Origin of the sequence: Neobacillus sp. NPDC097160, from assembly GCF_044762155.1 — a bacterium.
Taxonomy (GTDB): Bacteria; Bacillota; Bacilli; order Bacillales; family Cytobacillaceae; genus Neobacillus.
In genome coordinates this window covers 1-12,543 of the sequence record NZ_JBIWDU010000031.1, presented here as the reverse complement: position 1 = coordinate 12,543, position 12,543 = coordinate 1, and the positions used below count along the sequence as shown (strand labels likewise).

The window sequence follows — 12,543 nt, the reverse complement described above, 5'->3', positions numbered from 1 at the left end:
ATTCAGGAGGTGTGACTTACATGACCAAAGGAATCTTAGGAAGAAAGATTGGTATGACTCAAGTATTTGCAGAAAACGGCAACTTAATTCCAGTAACAGTAGTTGAGGCAGCTCCAAACGTTGTTCTTCAAAAAAAATCAGCCGATAGTGACGGTTACGTTGCTGTTCAAGTTGGTTTTGATGACAAACGTGAAAAGTTAGCTAACAAACCTGAAAAAGGCCACGTTGCGAAAGCAAATACTGCTCCTAAGCGCTTCATTCGCGAATTCCGCGGAGACGACTTAGCAGCACTTGAAGTTGGTCAAGAAGTCAAAGTAGATATTTTCGCTGCAGGCGATATCGTAGATGTAACAGGAATCTCAAAGGGTAAAGGTTTCCAAGGCTCAATTAAACGCCACGGACAATCTCGCGGCCCAATGGCTCACGGTTCACGTTATCATCGTCGCCCTGGTTCAATGGGACCTGTTGCTCCAAACCGTGTATTCAAAGGTAAATTATTACCAGGACGCATGGGTGGAGATCAAGTAACTGTTCAAAACCTTGAAATCGTTAAGGTTGACACAGAACGCAACTTACTTTTAATCAAAGGTAACGTACCAGGAGCTAGAAAAGCATTACTAAAAATTAAAGGTGCGGTTAAAGCATAATTACCTTTTAAGAAAGGAGGAACAAAGGAATGCCTAAAGTAGCATTATTAAACCAAAACGGTTCACAAGTCGGTGATATCGAACTTAATGAAGCAGTTTTTGGTATTGAGCCTAACCAACACGTATTATTTGAAGCGATTGTGATGCAAAGAGCTTCTTTACGTCAAGGAACTCATAAAACAAAAATTCGTTCTGAAGTACGCGGCGGTGGTCGTAAACCATGGCGTCAAAAAGGAACTGGCCGTGCACGTCAAGGGTCAATTCGTTCTCCACAATGGCGCGGAGGTGGTACTGTTTTCGGTCCAACACCACGCAGCTACAGCTATAAATTACCGAAAAAAGTCCGTCGCTTAGCGATTAAATCTGCACTTTCTTCTAAAGTGTTAGAAGAAAATATCTTGGTACTAGAAAACTTAATTTTCGATGCGCCAAAAACAAAAGAATTCAAATCAGTATTAGGTGGCCTTTCTGTCGAGAAAAAGGCACTAATCGTTACTGCTGACCTTGATGAAAACGTAGCATTATCTGCACGTAACATTCCTGGTGTAACAGTTGTAACTGCTGATGGAATCAACGTATTGGACGTTGTAAATCATGATAAATTAATCATGACTAAAGCAGCGGTTGAAAAAGTAGAGGAGGTGCTTGCGTAATGGATGCACGCGATATCATTAAGCGCCCCGTTATCACTGAGCGTTCTACTGACCTAATGGCTGAAAAGAAATATACGTTCGAAGTAGATGTTAAAGCTAACAAAACACAAGTCAAAGATGCTGTTCAAGAAATCTTCGGCGTTGATGTTGAGAAAGTAAACATCATGAACTATAAAGGTAAATTCAAACGTATGGGTAAATTCGGCGGTTACACAAACAAACGTCGTAAAGCAATTGTAAAATTAACTGCTGATAGCAAAGAAATTGAATTCTTTGAAGCATAAGAACCTAACAAGAAGAGGAGGGAAATAAAATGGCGATTAAAAAGTACAAACCTACCTCCAATGGTCGTCGAGGAATGACTACTTCTGATTTTGCTGAAATCACAACTAGCACTCCAGAAAAATCTCTACTAGCTCCATTAACGAGAAAAGGCGGCCGTAATAACCAAGGTAAGTTAACTGTTCGTCATCAAGGTGGCGGCCATAAGCGTCAATATCGTTTAATCGATTTTAAACGGAATAAAGATGGCATTCCAGGACGCGTTGCTACAATCGAGTACGATCCAAATCGTTCTGCAAATATTGCATTAATTAATTATGTTGATGGAGAAAAGCGTTATATCTTAGCTCCTAAAAACTTAGTAGTTGGTATGGAAGTAATGTCAGGTCCAGAAGCTGATATTAAAGTGGGTAACGCCCTTCCACTAGCTAACATCCCTGTTGGTACTGTTGTACACAACATCGAATTAAAGCCAGGAAAAGGCGGCCAGTTAGTTCGTTCTGCTGGAACAAGCGCTCAAGTACTTGGTAAAGAAGGAAAATACGTATTAGTACGTTTGAATTCCGGTGAAGTTCGCATGATCCTTGCTGAATGCCGTGCAACAGTTGGTCAAGTAGGTAATGAACAACACGAACTAATCAAGATTGGTAAAGCTGGACGTTCACGCTGGTTAGGCAAACGCCCAACAGTTCGTGGTTCTGTAATGAACCCTAACGATCACCCACACGGTGGTGGTGAAGGACGTTCACCAATCGGACGTAAATCACCAATGTCTCCATGGGGTAAACCAACTCTTGGATTCAAGACACGCAAAAAGAAAAACAAATCAGATAAATTCATTGTACGTCGTCGTAAAAAATAACGGGGCTTTGCTACGGTTCAAAGAGAGAACCGTAGAACAGTCACGAAGGGAGGTTCCTTCATGGGTCGCAGCTTAAAAAAAGGGCCATTTGTTGATGATCATTTAATGGTTAAGGTCGAAAAATTAAATGAAACTGAGAGTAAACAAGTTATTAAAACTTGGTCTCGACGTTCTACGATCTTCCCACAATTTATTGGCCACACAATCGCTGTTTATGATGGTCGCAAACATGTGCCTGTATATGTTACTGAAGACATGGTAGGACACAAGCTTGGAGAATTCGCTCCAACTCGTGCTTACAAAGGACATGGCAATGATGACAAGAAAACAAGACGTTAAGAGAGGAGGGCATCCAAATGCAAGCTAAAGCTGTTGCAAGAACAGTTCGAATTGCTCCTCGTAAAGCACGTTTAGTCGTTGATCTAATCCGAGGAAAGCAAGTTGGTGAAGCGGTGGCGATTTTAAATCTCACTCCTAAGGCTGCTTCTCCAATCGTAGAAAAAGTATTAAAATCAGCTATGGCAAATGCTGAGCACAATTATGAAATGGACATTAACAACTTAGTTGTAACTCAAGCTTTTGTTGATGAGGGACCAACTTTAAAACGTTTCCGTCCTCGCGCTATGGGCCGTGCAAGCCAAATTAATAAACGCACAAGCCACATTACAATCGTATTAACAGAAAAGAAGGAGGGATAAGCTGTGGGTCAAAAAGTAAATCCAGTCGGTTTGCGTATCGGAATCATTCGTGATTGGGAATCTAAATGGTACGCAGGCAAAGACTTTGCCACTCTTTTACACGAAGACCTTAAAGTTCGTGAGTACATCACGAAGCGTTTAAAAGATGCTTCTGTTTCTAAAGTAGAAATCGAACGTGCTGCTAACCGTGTGAACGTTACAGTCCATACAGCTAAACCTGGTATGGTAATCGGTAAAGGCGGTACAGAAGTTGAAGCACTTCGTAAAGCGTTAAACCAATTAACCGGCAAACGCGTTCACATCAACATCCTTGAAATCAAAAGAGCTGACCTTGATGCGAAACTAGTTGCTGAAAATATTGCTCGTCAATTAGAAAACCGTGTATCTTTCCGTCGTGCACAAAAGCAAGCTATTCAACGTGCAATGCGCGCTGGTGCGAAAGGTATTAAAACACAAGTATCTGGTCGTCTTGGCGGTGCAGATATCGCTCGTGCTGAACATTACAGCGAAGGAACTGTTCCACTTCATACACTTCGCGCTGATATCGACTATGCTACGGCTGAAGCTGATACTACTTATGGTAAGCTAGGCGTAAAAGTGTGGATCTATAAGGGAGAAGTCCTTCCTACTAAGAAGAAAAATGCGGAAGGAGGCAAATAATCATGTTATTGCCAAAACGCGTAAAATATCGCCGTCAACACCGTGGTAAAATGCGTGGTAACGCAAAGGGCGGCACAGAAGTAACATTCGGTGAATTCGGCCTTCAAGCAGTGGAAGCTTCTTGGATCACAAACCGTCAAATCGAAGCAGCCCGTATTGCCATGACACGTTACATGAAACGTGGCGGTAAAGTATGGATTAAAATATTCCCACATAAGCCTTACACTGCTAAGCCATTAGAAGTGCGGATGGGTTCCGGTAAAGGGGCGCCTGAAGGCTGGGTAGCTGTTGTTAAGCCTGGGAAAATCATGTTTGAAATCGCAGGTGTTTCTGAAGAAATCGCACGTGAAGCACTTCGTCTTGCAATGCACAAACTACCTGTAAAGTGTAAGTTTGTAAAACGAGAAGAAATTGGTGGTGAATCAAGTGAAAGCTAATGAACTACGTGACCTTACCACTGCAGAAATTGAACAAAAAGTAAAATCTCTAAAAGAAGAGCTTTTCAACCTTCGCTTTCAATTGGCGACAGGACAACTTGAAAACACAGCTCGTATTCGTGAAGTACGCAAAGCGATTGCTCGCATGAAAACAGTTGTTCGTGAAAGAGAAATTAGCGTTAACAAGTAATTATCCGAGAGGAGGTTCACATAATGAGTGAACGTAACCAGCGCAAAGTTTACACTGGACGCGTTGTTTCTGACAAGATGGATAAAACCGTTACTGTTTTAGTCGAAACACATAAAAAGCATCCTTTATACGGTAAACGCGTTAAGTACTCTAAGAAGTTTAAAGCTCATGATGAGCAAAACCAGGCAAAAATCGGTGATGTAGTACGCATCATGGAAACTCGCCCACTTTCAGCTACTAAACGCTTCCGTTTAGTCGAAGTAGTAGAAAAAGCAGTTATTATTTAATTGTTCGGATAAGCTTCATTCCGAAGGGAGGTTACACACATGATTCAACAAGAATCACGTTTAAAAGTTGCTGACAACTCTGGTGCTCGTGAAGTACTTACGATTAAAGTCCTTGGTGGTTCTGGTCGCAAAACTGCTAATATTGGTGATGTGATCGTTTGTACCGTAAAACAAGCAACACCAGGTGGCGTTGTTAAAAAAGGTGACGTAGTTAAGGCTGTTATTGTTCGCACAAAGAGCGGTGCTCGCCGTCCTGATGGTTCTTACATTCGTTTTGATGAAAACGCATGTGTTATTATCAAAGATGATAAGAGCCCACGTGGAACTCGTATCTTCGGACCAGTTGCCCGCGAACTTCGCGATAACAACTTTATGAAAATCGTATCATTAGCTCCAGAAGTATTATAATTTTAAAATCAATTGCCTTTAAGGAGGTGCGATCAGATGCATGTTAAAAAAGGTGATCAAGTAAGAGTCATCTCTGGTAAGGATAAAGGCAAAACAGGTGTAATCCTGGCTTCTTATCCTAAAGACAGCCGTGTGCTAGTAGAGGGCATTAACATTGTGAAAAAACACTCTAAGCCTTCTCAAGTGAATCCACAAGGTGGAATTATCAGCTTTGAGGCTCCTATTCATGTATCAAACGTAATGCCTATCGATCCTAAGTCTGGTAACCCAACTCGCGTAGGTTACAAAACGGTTGATGGCAAAAAAGTACGCGTAGCAAAATCCGGTGAAGTTTTAGATAAATAGTTTAAATTTTAGAAGGGAGGTACAATAAGTGAACCGCCTAAAAGAAAAATTTGTTAAAGAAGTTACTCCTGCTCTTATGAGCAAGTTCAATTATAAATCAGTTATGGAAGTTCCTAAACTTGAAAAAATCGTCGTGAATATGGGCGTTGGTGACGCAGTTGCAAACGCAAAAGCACTTGACAATGCAGTGGAAGAGCTTGCAACGCTTACTGGTCAAAAACCTATCGTAACTCGTGCGAAAAAATCTATCGCTGGCTTCCGTCTTCGTGAAGGTATGCCTATCGGTGCTAAGGTTACTCTTCGCGGTGTGCGCATGTATGAATTTTTGGATAAATTAGTTTCCGTTTCTTTACCACGTGTACGTGACTTCCGCGGGGTTTCTAAAAAAGCTTTCGATGGTCGCGGTAACTATACATTGGGTATTAAAGAACAATTAATCTTCCCTGAAATTGATTACGATAAAGTAAGCAAAGTTCGTGGTATGGATATCGTTATCGTAACGACTGCAAACACTGATGAAGAATCACGTGAACTTTTAACTCAATTTGGAATGCCATTCCAAAAGTAATCGAATAAGGGAGGCGAAAACGTGGCTAAAAAGTCAATGATTGCGAAACAACAACGCACGCCTAAATTCAAAGTACAAGAGTATACACGCTGCGAACGTTGCGGACGTCCACACTCTGTATACCGTAAATTTAAGCTTTGCCGTATTTGTTTCCGTGAATTAGCATACAAAGGACAAATTCCTGGTGTTAAAAAAGCTAGCTGGTAAAACTAGAAGTTGGGAAGGAGGTAAAAATAATGGTCATGACTGATCCAATTGCTGATATGCTTACTCGCATTCGTAATGCGAACATGGTACGTCACGAAAAGTTAGAAGTGCCTGCTTCTAATTTGAAAAAAGAAATTGCTGAAATCCTAAAGCGCGAAGGTTTCGTACGTGACGTTGAATTTATCGAAGACAACAAACAAGGGATCATCCGTATCTTCTTAAAGTACGGTGCAAATAACGAACGCGTTATTACTGGTCTTAAGCGCATAAGCAAGCCTGGACTTCGAGTTTACGCTAAATCAAATGAGGTACCACGCGTTCTTAACGGTCTTGGTATCGCATTAGTTTCAACATCAAATGGTGTTATTACAGATAAAGAAGCTCGTGCAAAACAAATCGGCGGAGAAGTATTAGCATACGTTTGGTAAGAGAGTTTCTGAATGAATGGAGGTGCACTAAATGTCTCGCATAGGAAAAAAACCAATCGAAATTCCAGCAGGAGTTACGGTTACATTAAACAATAATACTGTTACGGTTAAAGGACCTAAAGGCGAACTTAGTCGTTCTTTTAATCCTGATATCGCAATTAACGTAGAAGAAAACGTAGTAACAATCACTCGTCCATCTGACGTAAAAGAACACCGCGCATTGCACGGTACGACTCGCGCGGTGATCGCGAACATGGTTGAAGGTGTTTCCAACGGCTTTTCAAAGGGCTTAGAATTAATCGGGGTTGGTTACCGTGTGCAAAAGCAAGGTAATAAACTTGTATTAAACGTTGGTTACTCACACCCAGTTGAAATTGAACCTGAAGCTGGTGTTGAAGTTGAAGTACCAGCCAATACAAAAATTATTGTAAAAGGTACTGACAAAGAACGTGTTGGTGCATTAGCTGCCAATATTCGCGGAGTACGTCCTCCTGAGCCTTACAAAGGTAAAGGAATTCGTTACGAAGGTGAATTCGTTCGTCGTAAAGAAGGTAAAACAGGTAAGTAATCGCCTTATTGCTAAACGAAAGGAGTGACGTATATGATTACGAAGCTTGATAAAAACGCTACTCGCAAGAAGAGACATGCTCGTGTTCGTGCGAAACTTAGCGGTACTTCAGCTCGTCCTCGTCTAAATGTGTTTCGTTCAAACCAACACATTTATGCACAAGTAATTGATGACATGAATGGAGTAACTTTAGCAAGTGCTTCTACAATAGAAAAAGACTTCGGTCTTGAATCTACAAACAACGTTGAAGCTGCAAAAGCGGTCGGTGAATTAGTCGCTAAACGTGCAGTAGAAAAAGGTATCACTTCTATTGTCTTTGATCGTGGCGGATACCTATATCATGGACGTATTCAAGCATTAGCTGATGCTGCCCGTGAAAACGGCTTACAATTTTAATAGACAAAGGAGGGACACAAAAAGATGCGTCGTATTGATCCAAACAAACTTGAACTAGAAGAACGCGTAGTCACGGTTAACCGTGTTGCAAAAGTTGTAAAAGGTGGTCGTCGTTTCCGCTTCACAGCTCTTGTAGTAGTAGGCGATAAAAACGGTCATGTTGGTTTCGGTACTGGTAAAGCTCAAGAAGTACCAGATGCTATTCGCAAAGCCATCGAGGATGCGAAGAAAAACTTAGTCGAAGTAGCAATGGTTGGAACTACAATTCCTCACCAAGTAATTGGACGCTTTGGTGCTGGCGAAATCCTTCTAAAACCTGCTTCTGAAGGTACAGGAGTTATCGCTGGTGGACCTGTTCGTGCCGTTCTTGAGTTAGGTGGGGTAGCTGATATCCTTTCTAAGTCATTGGGAACAAACACTCCGATTAACATGGTTCGTGCAACAATTGATGGTATTAAACAATTAAAACGTGCTGAAGACGTAGCAAAATTACGTGGTAAATCAGTAGAAGAACTGTTAGGATAAGGGGGGAAATCAAATGGCGAAACTTTTAATTACCCTCAACCGCAGCGTAATTGGTCGCCCTGAGGACCAACGTGAAACAGTTAAAGCGCTAGGATTGCGTAAATTAAATCAAACAGTTGAGCATCAAGATAACGCTGCGATTCGCGGTATGATTAACAAAGTTGCTCACCTTGTAACAGTTAAAGAACAATAATTGATTCTTTTTCATAAGGAGGTGCCAATATGAAACTTCATGAATTACAACCTGCCGAAGGTTCTCGTAAAGAACGGAAACGTTTAGGTCGCGGGATCGGATCTGGTCAAGGTAAAACAGCAGGTAAAGGTCATAAAGGTCAAAATGCTCGTTCTGGCGGCGGCGTACGCGTTGGTTTTGAGGGTGGTCAAACACCTTTATATCGTCGTTTACCAAAACGTGGTTTTACCAACATTAGCCGTAAAGAATATGCTATTGTCAACCTTGATGCATTAAATCGCTTTGAAGAAGGTACAGAAGTTACTCCAGAACTTCTTATCGAAACAGGCGTTGTAAGTAACGAGAAAGCAGGAATCAAAATTCTTGCTAAAGGGAACGTAGAGAAAAAGTTGACTGTTAAAGCTAACAAATTCTCCTCTGCTGCTAAGGAAGCGATCGAAGCTGCTGGTGGAACCACTGAGGTGATCTAATGTTCCAGACAATCTCCAATTTTATGCGCGTGGGTGATATAAGACGTAAGATCATATTCACCCTTTTAATGTTAGTCGTTTTTCGACTTGGTACATTTATCCCTGTACCGAATGTAAATGCTGAAGTTCTAGCTAATCAAGATAAGCTTAGTGTATTTGGTATTTTAAATACCTTTGGCGGTGGAGCGTTGAAACAATTCTCCATCTTTGCAATGGGTATTATGCCGTATATTACAGCTTCGATTATCATTCAGCTTTTACAAATGGATGTTGTTCCGAAGTTCACGGAATGGTCCAAACAAGGAGAATCGGGCCGTCGTAAGATTGCTCAAATCACCCGTTATTTCACTATCATACTTGGATTTATCCAAGCATTAGGTATGTCTTACGGCTTTAATAACTTGGCCAGTGGACAATTGATTCAAAACCCTGGAATTGGTACGTATCTCTTAATTGCAGTTACTTTAACTGCTGGGACATCATTTTTGATGTGGTTGGGAGAGCAAATCACCGAAAAAGGTGTAGGAAATGGAATTTCCATCATCATCTTTGCCGGGATTGTTGCCGGTATGCCTTCCACAATTAATCAAATCTATGTACAGCAATTTGAAAACGCAGGAGAGGCCCTATTCTTACGTATTGTAACGGTTGCTTTAATCATTCTTGCGGTGATTGCAATCGTGGTTGGTGTTATTTTCATCCAACAAGCCAATCGTAAAATACCAATCCAGTATGCAAAACGGGTTGTGGCAGGACGTAATCCGGTAGGTGGTCAATCCACTCACATGCCGTTAAAAGTTAACGCAGCTGGTGTTATTCCTGTTATCTTTGCCGTTTCATTCATTGTAACTCCTAGAACTGTTGCATCATTTTTCCCAACAAATGATGTAACGCTATGGATTAATAAAAATTTAGACTATTCTCATCCAATTGGGATGACGCTATATGCAGCTTTAATTATCGCGTTTACTTATTTCTATGCTTTTATTCAAGTTAACCCTGAACAAGCAGCGGAAAACTTACAAAAGCAAAGCGGATATATTCCTGGAATTCGTCCAGGCAAGAGTACGCAGGAATACTTAACTCGCGTTTTATATCGTTTAACCTTTGTTGGTGCCATCTTCCTAACTGTAATTGCTGTACTTCCTACTATTTTTATAAAAATAGCGAATTTACCGCAATCAGCCCAAATTGGGGGAACAAGCTTGCTGATCGTTGTCGGTGTTGCACTTGATACGTACAAACAGCTTGAAGCACAATTGGTTAAACGTCATTATAAAGGTTTTATTAAGTAAAAGGTTTTAGGGACCTTTTGGCCCCTGAAACCCATTTATAGCACGAGGGGGAACACGTGTGAATTTAGTATTAATGGGGCTACCAGGTGCCGGTAAAGGTACTCAAGCTGAAAGAATCGTCGAACAATACGGCATCCCTCATATCTCTACCGGAGATATGTTCCGTGCAGCGATGAAAGAAGGAACGGAACTAGGTCTACAAGCAAAATCATTCATGGATAAAGGCGAACTTGTTCCGGACGAGGTAACAATTGGCATTGTTCGTGAGCGATTAAGCAAAGAGGATTGCCAAAAAGGCTTTTTGTTAGATGGCTTTCCAAGAACAGTACCTCAAGCTGATGCGTTGGAAAATTTACTAGTTGATTTAAATAAAAAGATTGACTATGTAATGAATATTAACGTTGATAAGAGTATTTTAATGGATCGTTTGACAGGGCGCCGGATTTGTAAAGAGTGCGGTTCAACCTATCATTTAGTTTTTAATCCTCCTGCAAAAGAGGGTGTATGCGATCGCTGCGGCGGTGAGCTATATCAAAGAGCTGATGATAATGCTGAGACAGTTCAAAATCGCTTAGACGTCAATATCAAACAACAAGAACCATTATTAACTTTTTATGAAACAAAAGGCTATCTCCGCACAATTGATGGTCAGCAGGATATACATCAAGTATTCACTGATATCAAGCAATTACTTGAGGGTTTAGCTTAATGGTGATTTGCAAAGTTCGAACAATTTGGCATTCGACTCTCGAATTTCTCCAATAAGATTCAAAAGTATGTAAAAGCAAAATGCTTTTCTATTGTGCTGAGTATGCAGGACCGAGAGTTGGGCAAGAATGACATGAGGACCTTTCAATTCCTCATTTTGATGAAATTCCTTGCGGACAAATTGCAGTATTATATGTTACTATTATAAGGTTGCATAATGTCGTACAAACGATTGACTCGCTTGCATTTTATTAAACGCTATTTTTGAAAAGAGAAGGGAGACGAGACCGATGGCCAAAGATGATGTAATTGAAATTGAAGGTAAAGTTATTGAAACTTTGCCAAATGCGATGTTTAAGGTAGAATTAGAAAATGGTCATACTGTGCTAGCTCATGTTTCTGGTAAAATTCGAATGCATTTTATTCGCATTCTTCCGGGTGACAAGGTGACTGTTGAGCTTTCTCCATATGACTTAACACGCGGAAGAATTACCTACCGCTTTAAATAATCAGCTTGCACTCCGTACCATTAAGGAGGTTAGGATAATGAAAGTAAGACCATCTGTTAAACCGATCTGCGAAAAGTGCAAAGTTATCCGTAGACGCGGAAAAGTTATGGTTATCTGTGAAAACCCTAAACATAAACAAAAACAAGGTTAATTTTGAAGGAGGTGCGCTAAAATATGGCACGTATTGCTGGTGTAGATATTCCACGTGAAAAGCGTGTAGTTATCTCTTTAACTTACATTTATGGTATTGGTAAAAATACTGCACAAAAGGTCTTAGCAGAAGCCGGTGTTTCTGAAAATACTCGTGTGCGTGATCTAACTGAAGATGAATTAAATAAAATCCGTGACATCATCGACAAATTAAAAGTTGAAGGTGATCTTCGCCGTGAAATTTCTCTTAACATTAAGCGTTTAATGGAAATCGGCTGCTACCGCGGATTACGTCATCGTCGTGGTTTACCGGTTCGTGGACAAAATACGAAAAACAACGCTCGTACACGCAAAGGTCCTCGTAAGACTGTTGCGAACAAGAAGAAGTAATCGGCAAAGGAGGTTATTTAAATGGCACGTAAAACTAATACACGTAAACGTCGTGTTAAAAAGAATATTGAATCAGGGATCGCTCATATCCGTTCAACATTTAACAATACGATCGTAACAATCACTGATGTTCATGGTAATGCAATTTCATGGTCAAGTGCTGGTGCGCTTGGATTCAGAGGTTCTCGTAAATCTACTCCATTCGCAGCACAAATGGCAGCTGAAACTGCAGCTAAGACATCCATTGAACACGGTATGAAAACTTTAGAAGTTACTGTAAAAGGACCTGGTGCTGGCCGTGAAGCCGCTATCCGTGCTCTTCAAGCTGCTGGTCTTGAAGTAACTGCAATTAAAGACGTTACACCTGTTCCTCATAATGGATGCCGTCCACCAAAACGCCGTCGTGTTTAATTTTTCTGTATAGATTTTGTATCGTATGTCTATAATGGGATATGATATTAATTTTTGTACTGTTACAGGAGAATTATTCCAGTTGTTGTGCACAAAACGGGAACGTATACATGGGGGAATTTCAATTAGCAAAAGAGTCTAATTGAGGTTTCGACGTTTTGAAGGAGGGTTATTTGATGATCGAAATAGAAAAACCAAAAATCGAAACGGTTGAGATCTACGATGATGCCTTGTACGGTAAGTTCGTCGTAGAGCC

General features: G+C 40.8%; 27 protein-coding genes. All 27 read left to right on the top strand.

The features are described 5' to 3' along the window. Nucleotides 1-20: 20 nt before the first annotated feature. On the top strand, nucleotides 21-647 hold the full coding sequence (rplC, locus tag ACIQXV_RS28040) for a 50S ribosomal protein L3 (protein WP_402965147.1): 627 nt from the start codon (nucleotides 21-23) through the stop codon (nucleotides 645-647). A 29-nt stretch (nucleotides 648-676) separates the two neighbouring features. Next, nucleotides 677-1,300, top strand: a complete 624-nt coding sequence (gene rplD / locus ACIQXV_RS28035) for a 50S ribosomal protein L4 (protein ID WP_402965146.1) — start codon at nucleotides 677-679, stop codon at nucleotides 1,298-1,300. Continuing rightward, nucleotides 1,300-1,584, top strand: a complete 285-nt coding sequence (gene rplW, locus ACIQXV_RS28030; RefSeq protein WP_402965143.1) for a 50S ribosomal protein L23 — start codon at nucleotides 1,300-1,302, stop codon at nucleotides 1,582-1,584. Before rplD ends, rplW begins: the two co-directional genes overlap by 1 nt. A gap of 29 nt (nucleotides 1,585-1,613) precedes the next feature. Next, nucleotides 1,614-2,444 carry a 50S ribosomal protein L2 gene (rplB, locus tag ACIQXV_RS28025; RefSeq protein WP_402965140.1) on the top strand — a complete coding sequence of 277 codons (831 nt, stop codon included), beginning with the start codon at nucleotides 1,614-1,616 and terminating at the stop codon, nucleotides 2,442-2,444. 60 nt (nucleotides 2,445-2,504) lie between these two features. After that, nucleotides 2,505-2,783, top strand: a complete 279-nt coding sequence (gene rpsS / locus ACIQXV_RS28020; RefSeq protein WP_026565526.1) for a 30S ribosomal protein S19 — start codon at nucleotides 2,505-2,507, stop codon at nucleotides 2,781-2,783. A gap of 17 nt (nucleotides 2,784-2,800) precedes the next feature. Next, on the top strand, nucleotides 2,801-3,142 hold the full coding sequence (rplV, locus tag ACIQXV_RS28015) for a 50S ribosomal protein L22 (protein WP_402965137.1): 342 nt from the start codon (nucleotides 2,801-2,803) through the stop codon (nucleotides 3,140-3,142). 3 nt (nucleotides 3,143-3,145) lie between these two features. Beyond that, entirely contained in the window at nucleotides 3,146-3,802 is a 657-nt protein-coding gene (gene rpsC / locus ACIQXV_RS28010; protein WP_402965134.1) for a 30S ribosomal protein S3, read from the top strand. 2 nt (nucleotides 3,803-3,804) lie between these two features. Continuing rightward, a complete protein-coding gene (gene rplP, locus ACIQXV_RS28005) occupies nucleotides 3,805-4,239 on the top strand; it encodes a 50S ribosomal protein L16 (protein WP_402965131.1) in 435 nt (144 codons plus the stop codon). Continuing rightward, nucleotides 4,229-4,429 carry a 50S ribosomal protein L29 gene (gene rpmC, locus ACIQXV_RS28000; RefSeq protein ID WP_007085282.1) on the top strand — a complete coding sequence of 67 codons (201 nt, stop codon included), beginning with the start codon at nucleotides 4,229-4,231 and terminating at the stop codon, nucleotides 4,427-4,429. The genes rplP and rpmC overlap by 11 nt, the downstream gene beginning before the upstream one ends. Nucleotides 4,430-4,452: 23 nt before the next feature. Then, nucleotides 4,453-4,716: a 30S ribosomal protein S17 gene (gene rpsQ, locus ACIQXV_RS27995; RefSeq protein WP_066207109.1), complete on the top strand. Its 264-nt coding sequence runs from the start codon at nucleotides 4,453-4,455 to the stop codon at nucleotides 4,714-4,716. Between the two features lie 39 nt (nucleotides 4,717-4,755). After that, nucleotides 4,756-5,124, top strand: a complete 369-nt coding sequence (rplN, locus tag ACIQXV_RS27990) for a 50S ribosomal protein L14 (protein WP_149868112.1) — start codon at nucleotides 4,756-4,758, stop codon at nucleotides 5,122-5,124. Nucleotides 5,125-5,160: 36 nt separating this feature from the next. Next, complete coding sequence (gene rplX / locus ACIQXV_RS27985) at nucleotides 5,161-5,469, top strand: 50S ribosomal protein L24 (RefSeq protein ID WP_402965126.1); 309 nt, start codon at nucleotides 5,161-5,163, stop codon at nucleotides 5,467-5,469. 28 nt (nucleotides 5,470-5,497) lie between these two features. Further along, a complete protein-coding gene (gene rplE, locus ACIQXV_RS27980) occupies nucleotides 5,498-6,037 on the top strand; it encodes a 50S ribosomal protein L5 (protein WP_402965123.1) in 540 nt (179 codons plus the stop codon). A gap of 21 nt (nucleotides 6,038-6,058) precedes the next feature. Next, complete coding sequence (gene rpsN / locus ACIQXV_RS27975) at nucleotides 6,059-6,244, top strand: 30S ribosomal protein S14 (RefSeq protein ID WP_007085277.1); 186 nt, start codon at nucleotides 6,059-6,061, stop codon at nucleotides 6,242-6,244. 29 nt (nucleotides 6,245-6,273) lie between these two features. Next, the gene (gene rpsH / locus ACIQXV_RS27970) at nucleotides 6,274-6,672 is read left to right on the top strand and encodes a 30S ribosomal protein S8 (protein WP_402965120.1); all 399 of its coding nucleotides are present in this window, start codon (nucleotides 6,274-6,276) and stop codon (nucleotides 6,670-6,672) included. 31 nt (nucleotides 6,673-6,703) lie between these two features. Then, nucleotides 6,704-7,240, top strand: coding sequence for a 50S ribosomal protein L6 (gene rplF / locus ACIQXV_RS27965; RefSeq protein ID WP_402965118.1), 537 nt, complete (start codon nucleotides 6,704-6,706; stop codon nucleotides 7,238-7,240). 33 nt (nucleotides 7,241-7,273) lie between these two features. Continuing rightward, complete coding sequence (gene rplR, locus ACIQXV_RS27960; RefSeq protein ID WP_402965115.1) at nucleotides 7,274-7,636, top strand: 50S ribosomal protein L18; 363 nt, start codon at nucleotides 7,274-7,276, stop codon at nucleotides 7,634-7,636. Between the two features lie 24 nt (nucleotides 7,637-7,660). Beyond that, nucleotides 7,661-8,161: a 30S ribosomal protein S5 gene (gene rpsE / locus ACIQXV_RS27955; RefSeq protein ID WP_402965112.1), complete on the top strand. Its 501-nt coding sequence runs from the start codon at nucleotides 7,661-7,663 to the stop codon at nucleotides 8,159-8,161. A 13-nt stretch (nucleotides 8,162-8,174) separates the two neighbouring features. Next, nucleotides 8,175-8,354, top strand: coding sequence for a 50S ribosomal protein L30 (gene rpmD / locus ACIQXV_RS27950; RefSeq protein WP_098533198.1), 180 nt, complete (start codon nucleotides 8,175-8,177; stop codon nucleotides 8,352-8,354). A 29-nt stretch (nucleotides 8,355-8,383) separates the two neighbouring features. Beyond that, nucleotides 8,384-8,824, top strand: a complete 441-nt coding sequence (gene rplO / locus ACIQXV_RS27945) for a 50S ribosomal protein L15 (protein WP_402965109.1) — start codon at nucleotides 8,384-8,386, stop codon at nucleotides 8,822-8,824. Further along, nucleotides 8,824-10,119 (top strand): preprotein translocase subunit SecY, encoded by a 1,296-nt coding sequence (gene secY / locus ACIQXV_RS27940; protein ID WP_402965107.1) that lies wholly within the window; start codon nucleotides 8,824-8,826, stop codon nucleotides 10,117-10,119. Before rplO ends, secY begins: the two co-directional genes overlap by 1 nt. Nucleotides 10,120-10,177: 58 nt before the next feature. Next, nucleotides 10,178-10,828 carry an adenylate kinase gene (locus ACIQXV_RS27935; protein ID WP_402965104.1) on the top strand — a complete coding sequence of 217 codons (651 nt, stop codon included), beginning with the start codon at nucleotides 10,178-10,180 and terminating at the stop codon, nucleotides 10,826-10,828. Nucleotides 10,829-11,117: 289 nt separating this feature from the next. After that, a complete protein-coding gene (infA, locus tag ACIQXV_RS27930) occupies nucleotides 11,118-11,336 on the top strand; it encodes a translation initiation factor IF-1 (RefSeq protein WP_007085268.1) in 219 nt (72 codons plus the stop codon). Between the two features lie 37 nt (nucleotides 11,337-11,373). Continuing rightward, nucleotides 11,374-11,487, top strand: coding sequence for a 50S ribosomal protein L36 (gene rpmJ, locus ACIQXV_RS27925; protein ID WP_000868344.1), 114 nt, complete (start codon nucleotides 11,374-11,376; stop codon nucleotides 11,485-11,487). A 23-nt stretch (nucleotides 11,488-11,510) separates the two neighbouring features. Then, nucleotides 11,511-11,876 carry a 30S ribosomal protein S13 gene (rpsM, locus tag ACIQXV_RS27920; protein WP_166243776.1) on the top strand — a complete coding sequence of 122 codons (366 nt, stop codon included), beginning with the start codon at nucleotides 11,511-11,513 and terminating at the stop codon, nucleotides 11,874-11,876. 21 nt (nucleotides 11,877-11,897) lie between these two features. Further along, nucleotides 11,898-12,287, top strand: a complete 390-nt coding sequence (rpsK, locus tag ACIQXV_RS27915) for a 30S ribosomal protein S11 (RefSeq protein WP_024027886.1) — start codon at nucleotides 11,898-11,900, stop codon at nucleotides 12,285-12,287. A 176-nt stretch (nucleotides 12,288-12,463) separates the two neighbouring features. Further along, nucleotides 12,464-12,543 (top strand): hypothetical protein (locus ACIQXV_RS27910; RefSeq protein ID WP_402965228.1); only part of this gene is annotated, 80 nt, incomplete at its 3' end.